The following is a 14,780-nucleotide window of genomic DNA, read 5'->3' on the forward strand; positions in this document are numbered from 1 at the left end:
AACTAGGCAGCCAAGGTGTGGCGCTTTCCAAACAGCGCCACACTCACCACGCCCACCGCCCCCATCACCACGCAATACCCCACGCAAATCCACGGGCTGGTCGGCATCAGCGCAATCAGCAACAACGGCGTGGTACTCGCCCACAGTGCGTAGGCAATGTTGTAGGTGAAGGATATCCCTGACACCCGCACGTGCGCCGGAAACAGGCCGACCATCACCGACGGCACCGCGCCCACCACGCCACAACTCAGTCCCGCCAGCGCATACGCCGCCCCCAGCCAGACGCCGCCGTTGATCAGGCTGGCGTATAAAATGCCGACCCCCACCGGCAGCAACAGGCTGTAGACCAGCACCGCACGCCAGGCGCCGATGCGGTCGACCAGCAGGCCAGCCAGTACGCAGCCGATATTCAGGAACACGATGCCCAGGGCGCTCAAGGCGAAGGTGTGGCTGGGGCTCATGCCAAAGGTTTTCTGCATCATGGTCGGGGTGATGACCACCAGCACCACCACGGCGGAGGTGAGCACGCAGGTGAGGATCATCGCAGGCAGCAGCACGGCACGGTGGTCACGCAGCACGGTGCGCAGTGGCAGTTCGGCAGCGGCCTGGCGGCGGGCCTGCATTTCGAGGAACACCGGGGTTTCGCTGAGCCAGCGGCGCAGCCACACGCCGATCACACCGAATACGCCACCAAGCAGGAAGGGAAAGCGCCAGGCATAGTCGAGGATTTCGGCCGGGGTGAAGACTTGCGCCAACAGGGTCGCGGTGAGTGCGCCGAGCAGGTAGCCGAAGGTCAGTCCGGCTTGCAGGAACCCCAGGGCGTAGCCGCGATGGTGGGTGGGGGCGTGCTCGGCGACAAAGGTCCAGGCGCTGGGCACTTCACCGCCCACTGCGGCGCCTTGCAGCACGCGCAGCGCCAGCAGGATCAGCGGGGCGAAATAACCGATTTGCGCATAGGTGGGCATGATCCCGATGAGCAGGCAGGGCAACGCCATCATCAGGATACTCAGGCTGAACACGCGCTTGCGCCCCAGGTGATCGGCAAAGTGCGCCATCAGGATGCCGCCCAACGGGCGTGCCAGGTAGCCGGTGACGAAAATGCCAAAGCTCTGCAACAGGCGCAGCCACTCGGGCATTTCCGGCGGGAAGAACAGCTGGCTTAAGGTCAGCGCGAAAAACACGAAGATAATGAAGTCGTAGATTTCCAGGGCACCGCCCAGGGCGGCCAGGCCCAGGGTTTTGTAGTCGGAGCGGGAAAAACGCTGCGCCCGTGGGGAAAAGGTGGCAGTCATGTGATGGCTCGGCAGACAAACAAAATGGCGTGCAGGTTATGAGCTGAGCCCATTGAAGGCAATCACGGCAGATATATTTGTTTTCCTCATGGATCGATGAAGATAACTGCATTCCCATATCAATGGCCGTAGCGGAACATGCCGTAAAACTGCCAACACCATAATAAATACAAGAGGAAAGACTCGTGGCCGATGCTATCGAAGAAAGCCGCTATGCCCGATTTGCCCTGCGCTGTTCCAACTTCGCCGAACGCTGGTTTCCAGACTCCTGGGTGTTTGCCGCCCTCGCCGTGATCATCGTCGCCGTCGCAACCCTGGGCATGGGCGCCGCGCCGACCGAAGCGGCCAAAGCCTTCGGCGATGGCTTCTGGAGCCTGATTCCATTCACCATGCAGATGGCCTTCGTGGTGATTGGTGGGTATGTGGTCGCCAGTTCGCCGCCTGCGGTGAAACTGATTGACCGCCTGGCGCGTATCCCCAAGAACGGACGCTCCGCCGTGGCTTGGGTGGCGTTGATCTCGATGGTTGCCTCATTGTTGAACTGGGGCCTGTCCTTGGTGTTTGGCGGTTTGCTGGTGCGGGCATTGGCGCGTCGCACCGATTTGCGCATGGATTATCGCGCGGCCGGGGCTGCGGCCTATCTGGGCCTTGGCGCCGTGTGGGCGCTGGGGTTGTCGTCGTCGGCCGCGCAGTTGCAGGCCAACCCGGCCAGCTTGCCGCCGTCGATTCTGTCGATCACGGGGGTGATCCCCTTCACCGACACCATTTTCCTGTGGCAATCCGGCGTGCTCTTGCTGGCGTTGATCGTGGTGTCGCTGATCATCGCCTATGCCACCGCACCCGGCCCGAACAGCGCCCGCGATGCTAAGGCTTGCGGGGTCGACCCGGCCTTCAACCTGCCCAAGCTGCACGCTCCCACCCGCCCGGGTGAATGGCTGGAACACAGCCCGTTGTTGACTATCCTGCTGGCGCTGCTGGCGGCTGGCTGGCTCTTCCATGAGTTTTCGACCAAGCCGGCGATCAGCGCGATCTCGGGGCTGAACACCTATAACTTCCTGTTCATCATGACCGGTGCCCTGCTGCACTGGCGCCCGCGCAGCTTCCTCGATGCTGTGGCCCGTGCCGTTCCGACCACCACAGGCGTACTGATCCAGTTCCCGCTGTACGGCTCGATCGCCGCGCTGATGACCGTGGTCAAGGGCGGTGACGGCCAGACCCTGGCGCACCATATCTCGACCTTCTTCACCTCCATCGCCTCCCACGACACCTACGCGCTGCTGATGGGTGTGTACTCGGCAGTGCTGGGCTTCTTTATCCCGTCGGGCGGCGGCAAGTGGATCATCGAAGCGCCGTATGTGATGCAGGTGGCCAATGACCTGCAATACCACCTGGGCTGGTCGGTGCAGATCTACAACGCAGCCGAAGCGCTGCCGAACCTGATCAACCCGTTCTACATGCTGCCGTTGCTGGGGGTGTTGGGCTTGAAGGCGCGGGACTTGATCGGGTTCTCGTTCGTGCAGTTGCTGGTGCACACCCCGCTGGTGTTGTTCCTGCTGTGGGCGCTGGGGACGACGTTGACGTATTTGCCGCCGGTGATGCCTTAAAAGCACCTTCTGATGTAACGCGTGGGGTTGTCCTACTCCAGACAACGGCAACCCCCGACTCCTCTCGCCCACACCTTTGATTAACCTGACTCGGACTCCTACTCACCTAGCACCAAGGAAACTCCGATGACGCCCCTATCCAAATCACTGGAAGAGTTGATCACTGATATTTACCAGGACGGCAACGTGTCGTTCACTGAGTACAGGGCCTTGCGAGACGATGCCGATCGTCGCATGGCGGCCGTTATCAAAGAGTTCGGCCAGCACAACAACGTGACCGCCTTTCAAAAATCGATGGACGTGGCCATGCAGTTATTGCAGACCAGCGTGATCGATGCCAAAAAGGCCAAGCTGACCGATACGGGCGAGGCCATCGTCAAAGATGCGGTGACGGCCCAGGTGGAGTACCTACGTGCCGGCAGCCAGTTGGCACTGCGTCTGCTGTAATACTCCGATTCAAATCGCTGTCTTCGTTCCGTCACATTCCGTTGCTACCGTCCTGCGAAATATCTTGCAACAACTCGCCAAGGACTCCCCGCAATGAGTGACGAGCACGAAGACCGCCCTGTCCCCGATTCCGCCGACCAACCGCCCGTCGACACCAGCCGCCGGCGTTTCCTGGGAGGCGCGGCGGTGTTGGGGGTCGGTGCGACCCTGAGTGCCTGCGGCAATACCGGCGAAGTACCGGGCAAGCCGGTGGCGCGGCCACTGACGCCGCAAGAGCTGGACAAGGCCTTGCACGACCAGGTGAAAACCGTGGTGGTGATCTATGCCGAGAACCGCAGCTTCAACAATTTGTTTGCAGATTTCCCTGGTGTAGAGAAACCACTGTCGGCGCTTTCTGCCGCCGACTCCCAGCAACGCGACCGCGACGCCAGCGTGCTGAGCACCCTGCCTCCCGCCTGGGGCGGCGTATTGCAAGTCGGCCCGCAAACGGTGGACGGGGTGACCTACCCCAGCGAGGTGCAATTCCAGGAAAACCTGCCCAACGCGCCGTTCGCCCTCAAGGGGCCCAACGCCGAAGACCTGCCCCTGAGCCTGGTCACCCGCGACTTGTGGCACGTGTTCTACCAGAACCAGATGCAGATCAATGGCGGCAAGAACGACGGTTTCGTCGCCTGGGCGGATTCCGGTGGCCTGGTGATGGGCCACTACGCCCAGAGCCGGTACTCCCTGCGCCTGTGGGACGTCGCCAAGGAGTTTGTGCTGTGCGATAACTTCTTCCAGGGCGCGTTCGGTGGCTCGTTCCTCAACCATCAATACCTGATCAGCGCCACCGCGCCGTTCTACCCGAATGCCGCGCAATCGGTGGCCAAGGCGCAGATCGCCACGCTGCAAAGCGATGACCCCACCGACCCGCGCCTCAAGCCGCTGGACAAGTCCCCGGCCAGCGCCATGACCGGCCCGCCACAGTTCGGCCCTAGTGCATTGACCCCGGACGGTTACGGCGTGAACACCCTGGCCCCACCCTACTGGCCAACCTGGATCCGCGACCCGGAAAACCCGGATTACTCCAAGCCCGACCTGCCCAACGTATTGGTGCCGCAAACCCACGAACACATCGGCGACAAGCTGTCGAAAAAGAATGTCGACTGGGCCTGGTACGCCGGCGCGTGGCAAGCCACCTTGGAGCAGTTCAAGGATTCGGGCGGTATCCCGAAGATTCCTAACTTCCAATATCACCACCAGCCATTCAACTACTTCAAGCAGCAGGGCCCGGAGAATCGCGCCGAGCGTAAAAAGCGCCTGCGCGATGGCGGTTTGGGGGATGAGTCCAGTACCAACAAGTTCTTCGCCGACGCCCAAGCCGGCAAACTGCCCGCGGTGACCTTCTACAAGCCCCAGGGCAACCTGAATATGCATGCTGGCTACGCCGACGTGGCCTCCGGCGACCGCCATATCGCCCGCGCCCTGAAAGTGCTGCAAGAGAGCCCGCAGTGGAAAAATATGGTGGTGGTGGTGACCGTCGATGAAAACGGCGGCTGGTGGGACCACGTGGCACCGCCCAAAGGCGACCGTTGGGGGCCAGGCACACGGATCCCGGCAATTGTGGTGTCGCCGTTCGCACGCAAGGGCACGGTGGACCATACGGTGTACGACACCGCCTCGATCCTGCGTTTGATCACCCGGGTGTTCAAGCTGGAGACCCTGGACGGCCTCAAGCAGCGGGATGACGCCATGATCGCCCGTGGCCAGAAGCCCATGGGGGACTTGAGCAATGCCTTGCAATTCATCCTGTAGGTTTTCTTATCCAATAGCGACACGCCGGGTGATTTAGTGCGCGGCTTTCCTGGTCAGCCGCTACTGTGTGGAGGTGGGCTTTCATCCCGCGCAGACGGGCTTTCGCTGACAAGGAAACAACCATGTTTAAACCGACCAGGCTGTCCTTCACCCTGGCCGCACTGATGGCGAGTGCGGTCGTACAGGCCGACATCGAGGTGCCGCTGGGGAACACGCAGCGTGTGACCCAACTGTTCGCCTACCCCAATAACTGCAACGTGATCTGCTTTCGGCCATGGACGCTGGAACAGACTGCCGAGCACTATCTGAACCAGAGCCTGCAACGGGATGGGTACAGTCGGGCGAAAGTCAGCGTCAAGACCCGTGACGGGCAAGTATCCGCCACGTTCAGCGGGGTACCGGAGAGCTATGGCCAACCCCTGACCACGTTGCTCAATACCGCCGACCTGGCCTACCAAGGCGCCAGCAAGCTCAACAGCGATGGCAAGTGGGCCTATAACTGGTACCTGTTCCTGCCGCTGGGCATGGCCCTGGAAAACCGTAGAAGCATCGAGCTGCTGCATTTCCCGCCGGATTATTCCCTGACCCAGGCCCAGGATTACCTGGAATCGGCCACCACAGACCGCTGGGCTACCTTGCTCACGGAAAACGGCATCCCGGCCACTGAAACCCCGGCTTACCAGACCATCATCGATATCGCGCCCATTGCCGCGCCATCCAACGCAGGCAAGGACCTGGAAACCGTCTACAGCTATTTCACCGATTACCAGACGCGCATGGTCCAGGAACTGAGCCTGTCGGCCAAAGGCGCTTTGCCCATGGTCGCGTTCGGCGCGCCGGTGCGTAGCTGGATCAAGCAGCAATACGGGCAGACCGTGAACGTGCTGAGCCTGGCGCAGATCAGCCCGACACCGGGCCAAAGCGTGTCGGTGCTGGGCGCTAACCACCCAAGTTACATTTGGTATGCCGCAAGCCCCGACACCTACGACGGTAACGAGCAGAAAGCCGATGAGGCCGGTTTGAAGGTGATGGGCCAGGATCTGAGCGCCGCGTGCTGGCAGGCCGGGATGGGCCAGAAACCAGCAAGCGATCCGAATGTATTGCTCAAGGCATGCATGAACACCTGGCAAGTCACACGCAAGGAGCAGACCTGTGAGTTGTTTTATACCTCGGTGCGCAACTTGTCCCCGGAGGAGGCAAACGCAAAATGCGCCACGCCCGCCATCAAGACGCAGTTGAAACAACTCAAGAATGCCGCCCCCACCCCAGCCATTGCGGCCCCGGCGCTGTAGTTCGCACAAAAAACCGTCGATTTCTACTGTCAACATTGACAGTAGAAATCGGCACCATCTTCAGCGAGTCTTGAGCGGCGTTCATCAGCTGCAAGACTGGTAGTCAGACACCACCCGCAGGTCGATGCAGCCTAAACCAGGAGAGTTATGAAAACTCAGGCCATGGATAAGGCTAAAACTGCTGTGAGTGACTGCCTTTACCCTTTCAAGTCCACGCTCGGACCGGGCTACCCTTCGGGCGAGCAATTCGAAGTGGTGCAGAACATTGAAGGCGTGGGGGTCGGAATCAAGGCTCGCACGGCCTTTGACAGCCGTGTGTGCATCGCCAAAATCTCCGGCTATGCCCTGAACGAGCGACGCCTGCACACCTTGCAGCTATCGTCGCGCACCCACCTCTACGACTGTTGGTTCAGTGGCCTGTTTTCACATTCATGCAAACCGAATGTGTTTCTCGACCTGCACTACCTGGAGGTCTGGGCCTTGCGTGACATCCATCCAGGCGAGCTGCTGAGCATGGATTACGCCATGACCGAAGACGTGCTGTTCCGGCAGTTCGCTTGCCAATGCGGCGAGCTGAACTGCCGGGGCTGGATTACCGGTCACGACGAGCTGCTAAGCGCCGAGGGCCAGGCATTCATGGCCCAGTGGCGCGAGCGCAAACGCCCTTAGGCTTCACCCAGCGGGCGCAGGCGATATTGCGGCGGCAACTGCTCGAAGCCACTGATGGTGGTGTTCAAGCTCTTCCAGCGGCCATCCTTGATGCCGTAGATGCAGCCATGGATAGACAGGCTCTGACCACGGTGCCAGGCATTTTGCACAATGCTGGTGTGACCGACGTTGGCCACTTGCTGGATCACGTTCAACTCGCACAGGCGGTCGACGCGCTCTTCTTCTGTCGGCAGCTGGGCCAGCAAGTCGCGGTTTTCGTAGTAAAGGTCACGAATGGTGCGCAACCAGCCATCGATCAGGCCGAACTGACGGTCTTGCATCGACGCGCGCACGCCGCCACAGCCATAGTGGCCGGTGACCAGGATGTGTTTGACCTTGAGCACGTCCACCGCGTACTGGATCACCGACAGGCAGTTGAGGTCGGTGTGCAGCACCACGTTGGCCACGTTACGGTGTACGAACAGATCACCGGGCAGCATGCCGACGATCTCGTTGGCCGGTACCCGCGCGTCGGAACAGCCGATCCACAGGTATTCCGGAGTTTGCTGGCGGGCGAGCTTGGCGAAGAATTCGGGATCTTCCTGTTTGATCGCGTCCGCCCAGCGTTCGTTGTTATCAAGCAGGTCTTGTAGTTCGTTCATCAGGGAAAGCCTCAGGAATGATGCGCAGTTTTGTGACTGACAACCCTTCGTCCAGGTCACGCCCTGCCGGTGAATAACAAGCGTGAATTAGCTTGAATCTTTAGGCCGCGCAGCCTGTCCACACACTATAAGCCCCACAGTATGAGGATTGGCCATGACTGAATCACGACGTCCCTACGGTGCTACGCAGCCCGAACCCATTGATGACAACGAAGATCGCATGGGTTCGATGCGTGAGCTGGATTTTGACCAGGAAGAGCCGACGGCGGAAATTGGCGATGAGATCCCACCCCGCGAACGCGAGCACCTGATGCCCGACGAACGGGTGCGAGAGGCCGGGATGACCGGTGCATCGACTGAGGATCACGAGTCGACCGACGATGACATGAGCCCCGAAACGTTGATCCATGAAGATGGCGCGCGCGATGCACGGGAAGCCGGTGAAGGCGAGCAGGCGGATTGGGACCTGAGTATCGTCGATGAAGATGAAATTGGCGGCGGCAATGGCCTGGATGAGGCCGAGTTGGCCGACATTGATCCCGTCGACGGCAATCGCTGAGACGACATCGTCCGCCGTGAACAATGACCTGTAGGAGCCCGGCTTGCCGGCGATGGCGACCTCTAGGACGCCATCGCCGGCAAGCCGGGCTCCTACGGTTTTGGACGGTGTTTAATCGACCAGGGTACAGGCCATTACGACCGCATCTTCGCGGCCACCGACGGCGGGGTAATAGTCGCGGCGGCGGCCAATTTCATTGAAGCCATAACGCTCATACAGGCGAAACGCGCCGGTATTACTGTCGCGCACTTCCAGGAAGCATTCACGAGCATTGGCGGCATAGGCGCGGGACATCAGATGTTCCAGCAACGCCAGGCCGAGGCCGCGGCCCTGGTTTTCCGGCTTCACGGTGATATTCAGCAGGTGAGCCTCGTCGAGGATGATCTGCACCACGCCATGCCCCACCTGCTGTTCACCTTCAAACATCAGCCAGATCTGGTACTTGCCCAACCCGTCGAGAAATATCCCACGGGTCCAGGGGTGGCTGAACGCCGCGTATTCGATTTTCAGCACGGCGTCGAGGTCGGCCTCGGTCATCGGGCGGAAGGATAAAGCCTCACTCATCGGTCGTTTTCCAGCGCGCCATCAGCCGGCGCATGGCTTGCCAGACATCAGCCTTACGCTGTGGCTCTTCCATTAATAATTCCAGGCCCGGCAGGGCCCATACCGAGCCCAGGCTTTCGACCTGCAGTTCGCGGTACCAGGCTTCGGCGTTGGCTTCGCCGGCAAATCGCACGGCGGGCAGGCCGATCAGCCACAGACACACACAGGGTTCGTCCTCCAGGCGCGCCGATACAAATCCTTGCACAAAATCCCTCGCGGCCTCCGGGCCCTGGTCCATGTTGCCGCGCACCAGCAGCGGCCAGCGCACCGGGTCGCCGACGATTTGCGGGCTGTCGGGCAGGCCGGCGGCACGCAGCATGTCTTTTAGCAGCATGTAGGCGGGGTCGCGGGTCTGGAAGCGTTCGCCGGTCGGCAACTCCACCAGCAGCAGGCAGCGCCCGGCCCGCAGCAATTGCAGGGCAAAACGCGGTGGCGGCACCACCGGGGCCTTGACCACCGGCGCAGCCTCTTCGACCACCTTGGCCGCCTTGGTGACTGGCGCGGGACGCGGCACTTCGATCTTCGCCCGTTCCAGCACCGGGCGCGTTTGCGGGGTGGGCTTGACCACCGCCACGGGTGCGGCCGCCTCTTCCCCCGACGACTCGAACGCCTCGTAGGGCTCAAGCGCCTGCAACAGCTCCGGCCGCGACGGCGCGGCAAACGGCAGTTCGGTGCGGGGCAGCCAGTTGACCACCTGCATGGCGGTCAAGTAAGCGCGACGTCGGGACTCGATAAGCACAGCTCGGCCACTTGTGGATAACTAAAGAGCGGGGATTCTACCGCTGTTCGGTAACAATCGCCCACTGCGTACTGACCGGCTGTGGATAAATCCCGCGTCCGATGCAGTACAATCGCGACTTTTAATCGCCAACCAGCCGGCCATTCCCATGATCGAACCCAAGCGCGTCCTGCGCGCCCTCGCCGAACACTGGGCCTTACTTGAGCCACTGTGCGAACACTTCGACCAAGGCACCCTGAGCCTGGGCGAGCTGCGCGCACAACTGGCCGCCCAACAACTGGACAGCACGCCCCAGGACATCACCAGCCTGCTGGACGTGTGGATTCGCCTGGATATCCTGGTGCCTGTCGCCAAGAGCCCGAACCGTTTCGAGCTCAACGCGCAGATCCACGACTTCCTGGCCTATCTGCGCAAGGAGCACCGGCTTGGCCTGTGCCTGGAAATCGAAGCCTACCTGCGCCACCTTGAGCGCCTGGCCGGTTATATCCAGGACGCCTTCGACATCCGTGATGGCCACGACCTGGCCCGCCAACTGCGCCTGCTGGATATGCGCGTGCGCGACGTGCTGAAAAAGCTTGCCAACGACGAGCAGGCCCTCGCCGCCGTGGCCGACCGGGCCAAGACCAGCGATCGGCAGATCCCGCTGCGCCAGCGTTATGCCGAGGTATTGGCGACCTGGGACGAATACGTCGAACCCATGATCCAGCTGGTGAACGCCGACGGCGCCTTCGAGCAGGGCGTACGCAAGGTAGAGAACGTGCTGCTGCGCATGCTCACCGAGCAACAGCGCCTCGGCCACTTGGTGGACGACGACATGCTGCTGCGCACCCATGCACGCATCCTCGAAATGCAGACCAGCGCCCAACTGACCCTGCGCCATGCCCGCGAGCTGCTGCTGCCGCTGCGCGAAGAAGCGCGCCGGCACAACGCCGTGACCCGTGGCGCGGCGCTGGCCTTGTCGGCCATCCGCCGCAAAGGCCTGGACGCGGTACCGCAAGCGGCGATGCCAATGTTTACCCGGCCGCAAAGTACCTTTCTCGGCAGTGCCAGCCAAGTCGAGGCGTACGTGTATGCCCTGGCGAATTTCGAGCCGAAACCGGCACGGTTCCCCAAGGCGCACAAATCCCACAAGGGCGACGCCCAGCGCGCACCGCGCACGGTCAAGGAGATGCTCGAGCGTTGCGAAGACGCACTGCCGATGCCAGACCTGATGACCTGGTTGCTGGAGCAGGAACCGGACGGTGCTACCGACGAATTGCTGTACTGGTTCTCACGGCTGTCTCGCGAAAAACGCTTCAAGCGCGAACGCCTGGAGCGTCGCGATTACCACACACACGAGCACCAGGTCAGCCTGCGCTCGTTCGCCCTGCTCCCGGCCACGCCCGACGCCGCCGAGAATTCTGCGAGCACCGCTTCTGTAAGGACTTCGCATGCATCTTGATCTATCCGAACTGTCCCAGCTGGCGCCAATCTTTCGCGAGCTGTTCAAGGGTTACCACGTCAGCCGCCGCGACCCGGAGCTGTACGCGCAACTGTCGAACTTCCAGGACCAGTACCGCACGCTGTTCAGGGCCTTGGGCTTTGAGTTGGTCTGCGATACACGGGGTTTCTACTATTTCGTGCCGGACTCCGCCATCGCCAGCGCGCAGGTGAACAAGACCGCCCAGCGCCTGGCGTTGTTCACCTTCATCATCGTCGAGCACCTGGCCGACCAGGGCCGCGACCCGATTGCCGTGCTCGACGGTGGCAGCCTGGGCCGTGATGAGCTGCCGTCGCTGCTGGAGAAGTACCGCGACCTGTTTATCCAGGCCGAGGTGCAGACCCAGGAAGAACTCGAAGAAAAAATCATGCGCCGCATGACCCAGCTGGGCTTTGCCAGCGAAGACAACGGCGTGTACCGCTTCCTCCCGCCGATGCACCGCTTCCTCGATGTGTGCCTATCGGTGCAGCAAGACCGCGACCTGGCGGCCAGCGTGCACAGCGTGTTGCCGCTGCCGGCACCGGTAATCATCGACGAAGACAGCGATGAGAAGTTGCTGAAAACCGATGACCCACTCGACTTGAGCGACTTCGCGGATGAAAGCGAAGAAGACGCACTGGCCCGTGCGATTGCCGAAGAACAGGAGACCGATGCATGAGCAAGGAACGCTACGGCATCCGCCGCTTCGCCCTATTGAACACGGCCGGTTACAGTCTGGGCTTGTTCCCGCTGGAAGAACCGCTGTCGGTGTATGGCGCGAACAACCTGGGTAAATCCGCGTCGATCAACGCCTTGCAGTTCCCGATCCTGGCGCGCATGTCGGACATGAGTTTCGGCAAGTACACCCTGGAACAATCGCGGCGCTTCTACTTCGCCACCGACACCAGCTACATCCTTGTCGAAGTCTCCCTGCCCCACGGCCCGCACGTAATCGGCGTGGTCGGACGCGGCCCGGGCGGTGGTTTCGGTCACCAGTTCTTTGCCTATGCGGGCAAGCTGGATTTGGCTCACTACCAGAAAAACGACACCTGCCTGCGTCAGAAAGAGCTGTTCACTAACCTTGAGCGCGAAGGCCTGAAAGCCTACGAACTCAAGCCGGATGAACTGCGTCGTTTGCTGGTGGGCGGCCACACGTCGATCCCGCTGGACCTCACGCTGATTCCCCTGCGCTCTACCAGCGAGCAGAGCCTGAAGACCTTCCGCGCGCTGTTTATCAACCTGCTGCACATGCGCGAAATCACCGCGGCCAAGCTCAAGCAATTGTTCCTCGATGCCTTCGAACACAGCTTGCGTTCCGGCAGTGTCGATTACATCGCCGCGTGCGAAGAAGCCTTCCGCGATGTAAGGCGCATGGAGCAGGACTACAACTCCCTGGTCGCCGCCGGCCCGCTGGTTGAGGCGCTGTCCAATGGTGTACGCCAACGCGACGTGTTGCGCGGTAAATTGCATCGCCTGTCGCCGCTGCTGGATTCGTTGCTGGGCACCTGGTCGGACTACGCCAGTGCACGCAAGGAAGAGCTGACCATCCAGGCCGAGCACTACCGCAACGAGCAGGACGCACTGCAGAACGACCAACGCGGCGGCACTCAGGAGCTGATGCGCCTGGAGCGTGAGATCAGCGGTATCCAACGCTGGTTGGGCGAGCTGTCGGTGCTCAAGCACCGCTTTGCGTTGGTGGATGACGTGAAGGTGCTGGAGCAACAACTGCTGGCAGCCAAGGACGCGCACGATGAACTGGCGGGCGCCCTGGCGCAGTCGCGGCAGTTCAGCGCCGAGGATCTGGACGAGCGTTTGCGCGACCTTGAAAAGCGCTTGAAGTCGGTCAAGCAGCAACTCGACCACGCCGACAACAACAGCTACGCCAAGTTGCGGGAAGAGTTCTCGCAGCAGGACGTCGAACGTCTGATGCGCCTGTTCAACAGTTCGTTGTTCAGCCTGCCATTGGGCGAGCATGGCATCACGCTGGACGAGGATGGCCAGTGGGTCAAATCCCTGGAGCAGATCCTTGATGGCTTCAAGGGCGAACGCTTTGAGGTGCCGGGGCTGTCCATCGACATTTCCCACATCGAGCCGCCAGCTTTGCAGGCCTTGGCGGATCGTGCGGCATTGCGCGACCAGAAAGAGCGCCTGGAAAAAGAACTCAAGCAGCTGAAAACCCAGCAAGCCGTCGCCTCTGACCGCGCCGCGAGCAAGACCCAGACCGAGGCGCTGTACCAGCAAGTGCTGGATGCGCAGAAGGCCCTCGAAGATTTCCGCCGTGCACAAACCCTGAGCGCGGAGGAAGGCGAGAAGCTGGAAAACCTGGCGCAGATGGAAGCGGCGCAGGATGAGTTGAAGCGCTCCAGTGATGCCTTCACTGAACGCGTCCAGCAACTGTCGGCCAAGCTGCAACTGGTGGGCCGTCAGATCGGCGACATGGAAGCCAAGCAGCGCACGCTGGATGACGCGTTGCGCCGTCGTCAGCTGTTGCCGGCAGACCTGCCGTTCGGTACACCGTTCATGGACCCGGTCGACGACTCCATGGACAACCTGCTGCCGCTGCTCAACGACTACCAGGACAGCTGGCAAGGCTTGCTGCGCGCCGATGGCCAGATTGAAGCGCTGTATGCACAGGTGCGCCTCAAGGGCGTGGCCAAGTTCGACAGCGAGGATGACGTGGAGCGTCGCCTGCAGTTGCTGATCAACGCTTATGCACACCGCACTGACGAGGCCCTGACCCTGGGCAAGGCACGTCGCGCGGCGGTGACCGACATTGCGCGGACCCTGCGTAATATTCGCAGCGACTACGACAGCCTCGAGCACCAATTGGCGTTGTTCAACCGCGAGATCAACAAGCGTCAGGTCTCTAACCTGCAAAGCTTCCGCATCGTACTGGCGCCGAACAAGGAAGCCCTCAAGCATATCGACCAGATCATCCACAGTGCTGGTCAGTACGAAGAAGGCGAAACCCTCTCGGTGTTCGACCTCAGCCAGAGCGCCGAGCAGGACAACAAGAACGAAGAAGCCAAGGAATACCTGGCGCGTCTGGTGGCCGCCAACCATAACCAGTTGGGCCTCAAGGACTTGTTCGAGCTGGCGTTCGAGATCACCAAGGTACATGGCCAGCCGGTGATCCATACCGACATCGATGGTGCCGCGTCCAACGGCACCACCATGACCATCAAGGCGCTGACCAACATGTACCTGTTGCTGCACTTGATGGACCGCGACCAGGCCGGGCGTGTGCGTTTGCCGTACTACCTCGACGAAGCGGCGGACATCGACGAGAAAAACCAGGCGGCGCTGCTGGAAACCAGTTTGCAACTGGGCTTCGTGCCAATCCTGGCCAGTGTGAAACCGCAGGTGTCCGCCCAAGTGGCGATCGACCTGGAAGGTGGCAGTGGGCCGAACGGCATCTATATCGATGAAGCGGACTGGAAGTACATCCGTCGTCACGATGTGGTGAAGGCGACGATGAATGAGCCGGAGTTGGACGAGGTCTAATCCACGGCGCTGAAACATGAAAAGGCCGCGATCTTATGGATCGCGGCCTTTTTTTATGGGTTTGAATAATGTTGTGTGCTTGAGGGCCTCTTCGCGGGCAAACCCGGCTCCCACAGTTGACCGAGTTTTTTCCTGTAGGAATGCGGTCGAGTGAGGGAGCCGGGCTTGCCCGCGATG

At 61.2% G+C, this 14,780-nt stretch carries 13 protein-coding genes; 9 read left to right on the plus strand and 4 right to left on the minus strand.

Annotation, left to right across the window (positions count from 1 at the left end):
• Positions 1 to 2: 2 nt before the first annotated feature.
• Positions 3 to 1,292 (minus strand): MFS transporter, encoded by a 1,290-nt coding sequence (locus AC0IYN_RS06985; RefSeq protein WP_406598488.1) that lies wholly within the window; start codon positions 1,290 to 1,292, stop codon positions 3 to 5.
• Between the two features lie 185 nt (positions 1,293 to 1,477).
• On the opposite strand from AC0IYN_RS06985, the gene AC0IYN_RS06990 reads away from it, so the two are divergent.
• The 5 genes from AC0IYN_RS06990 (at position 1,478) to AC0IYN_RS07010 (ending at position 7,098) form a co-directional block, all read left to right on the plus strand.
• Positions 1,478 to 2,896: a short-chain fatty acid transporter gene (locus AC0IYN_RS06990; RefSeq protein WP_406598489.1), complete on the plus strand. Its 1,419-nt coding sequence runs from the start codon at positions 1,478 to 1,480 to the stop codon at positions 2,894 to 2,896.
• 126 nt (positions 2,897 to 3,022) lie between these two features.
• A complete protein-coding gene (locus AC0IYN_RS06995; RefSeq protein WP_406598490.1) occupies positions 3,023 to 3,343 on the plus strand; it encodes a hypothetical protein in 321 nt (106 codons plus the stop codon).
• Positions 3,344 to 3,436: 93 nt separating this feature from the next.
• On the plus strand, positions 3,437 to 5,137 hold the full coding sequence (gene acpA, locus AC0IYN_RS07000; protein ID WP_471840908.1) for an acid phosphatase: 1,701 nt from the start codon (positions 3,437 to 3,439) through the stop codon (positions 5,135 to 5,137).
• 122 nt (positions 5,138 to 5,259) lie between these two features.
• Positions 5,260 to 6,429: a hypothetical protein gene (locus AC0IYN_RS07005; RefSeq protein ID WP_406598492.1), complete on the plus strand. Its 1,170-nt coding sequence runs from the start codon at positions 5,260 to 5,262 to the stop codon at positions 6,427 to 6,429.
• A 147-nt stretch (positions 6,430 to 6,576) separates the two neighbouring features.
• Positions 6,577 to 7,098, plus strand: coding sequence for an SET domain-containing protein-lysine N-methyltransferase (locus tag AC0IYN_RS07010; RefSeq protein ID WP_406598493.1), 522 nt, complete (start codon positions 6,577 to 6,579; stop codon positions 7,096 to 7,098).
• Here AC0IYN_RS07010 and can read toward each other — a convergent pair.
• Positions 7,095 to 7,739: a carbonate dehydratase gene (gene can / locus AC0IYN_RS07015; RefSeq protein WP_010213394.1), complete on the minus strand. Its 645-nt coding sequence runs from the start codon at positions 7,737 to 7,739 to the stop codon at positions 7,095 to 7,097. The two genes, AC0IYN_RS07010 and can, sit on opposite strands and share 4 nt — an antisense overlap.
• Positions 7,740 to 7,893: 154 nt before the next feature.
• Here can and AC0IYN_RS07020 point away from each other — a divergent pair, with 154 nt between their 5' ends.
• The gene (locus AC0IYN_RS07020) at positions 7,894 to 8,298 is read left to right on the plus strand and encodes a serine kinase/phosphatase (RefSeq protein WP_406598494.1); all 405 of its coding nucleotides are present in this window, start codon (positions 7,894 to 7,896) and stop codon (positions 8,296 to 8,298) included.
• Between the two features lie 111 nt (positions 8,299 to 8,409).
• On the opposite strand, the gene rimI is transcribed toward AC0IYN_RS07020, so the two are convergent.
• Together rimI and AC0IYN_RS07030 are read right to left on the minus strand one after the other, a co-directional pair.
• Positions 8,410 to 8,862, minus strand: a complete 453-nt coding sequence (rimI, locus tag AC0IYN_RS07025; protein ID WP_003188286.1) for a ribosomal protein S18-alanine N-acetyltransferase — start codon at positions 8,860 to 8,862, stop codon at positions 8,410 to 8,412.
• On the minus strand, positions 8,855 to 9,601 hold the full coding sequence (locus AC0IYN_RS07030; RefSeq protein ID WP_457267956.1) for an energy transducer TonB: 747 nt from the start codon (positions 9,599 to 9,601) through the stop codon (positions 8,855 to 8,857). The genes rimI and AC0IYN_RS07030 overlap by 8 nt, the downstream gene beginning before the upstream one ends.
• A 187-nt stretch (positions 9,602 to 9,788) precedes the next feature.
• Here AC0IYN_RS07030 and mksB point away from each other — a divergent pair, with 187 nt between their 5' ends.
• From mksB to mksF, 3 genes are read left to right on the plus strand one after another with little or no spacing between them, the layout of a single operon-like run.
• Positions 9,789 to 11,081: an Mks condensin complex protein MksB gene (gene mksB / locus AC0IYN_RS07035; protein ID WP_078046732.1), complete on the plus strand. Its 1,293-nt coding sequence runs from the start codon at positions 9,789 to 9,791 to the stop codon at positions 11,079 to 11,081.
• The gene (gene mksE, locus AC0IYN_RS07040; RefSeq protein WP_078046731.1) at positions 11,071 to 11,778 is read left to right on the plus strand and encodes an Mks condensin complex protein MksE; all 708 of its coding nucleotides are present in this window, start codon (positions 11,071 to 11,073) and stop codon (positions 11,776 to 11,778) included. The genes mksB and mksE overlap by 11 nt, the downstream gene beginning before the upstream one ends.
• Positions 11,775 to 14,603, plus strand: a complete 2,829-nt coding sequence (gene mksF, locus AC0IYN_RS07045; protein ID WP_100491566.1) for an Mks condensin complex protein MksF — start codon at positions 11,775 to 11,777, stop codon at positions 14,601 to 14,603. Before mksE ends, mksF begins: the two co-directional genes overlap by 4 nt.
• The last annotated feature ends 177 nt before the right edge of the window (positions 14,604 to 14,780 follow it).

The organism is Pseudomonas sp. AC112, from assembly GCF_979253545.1.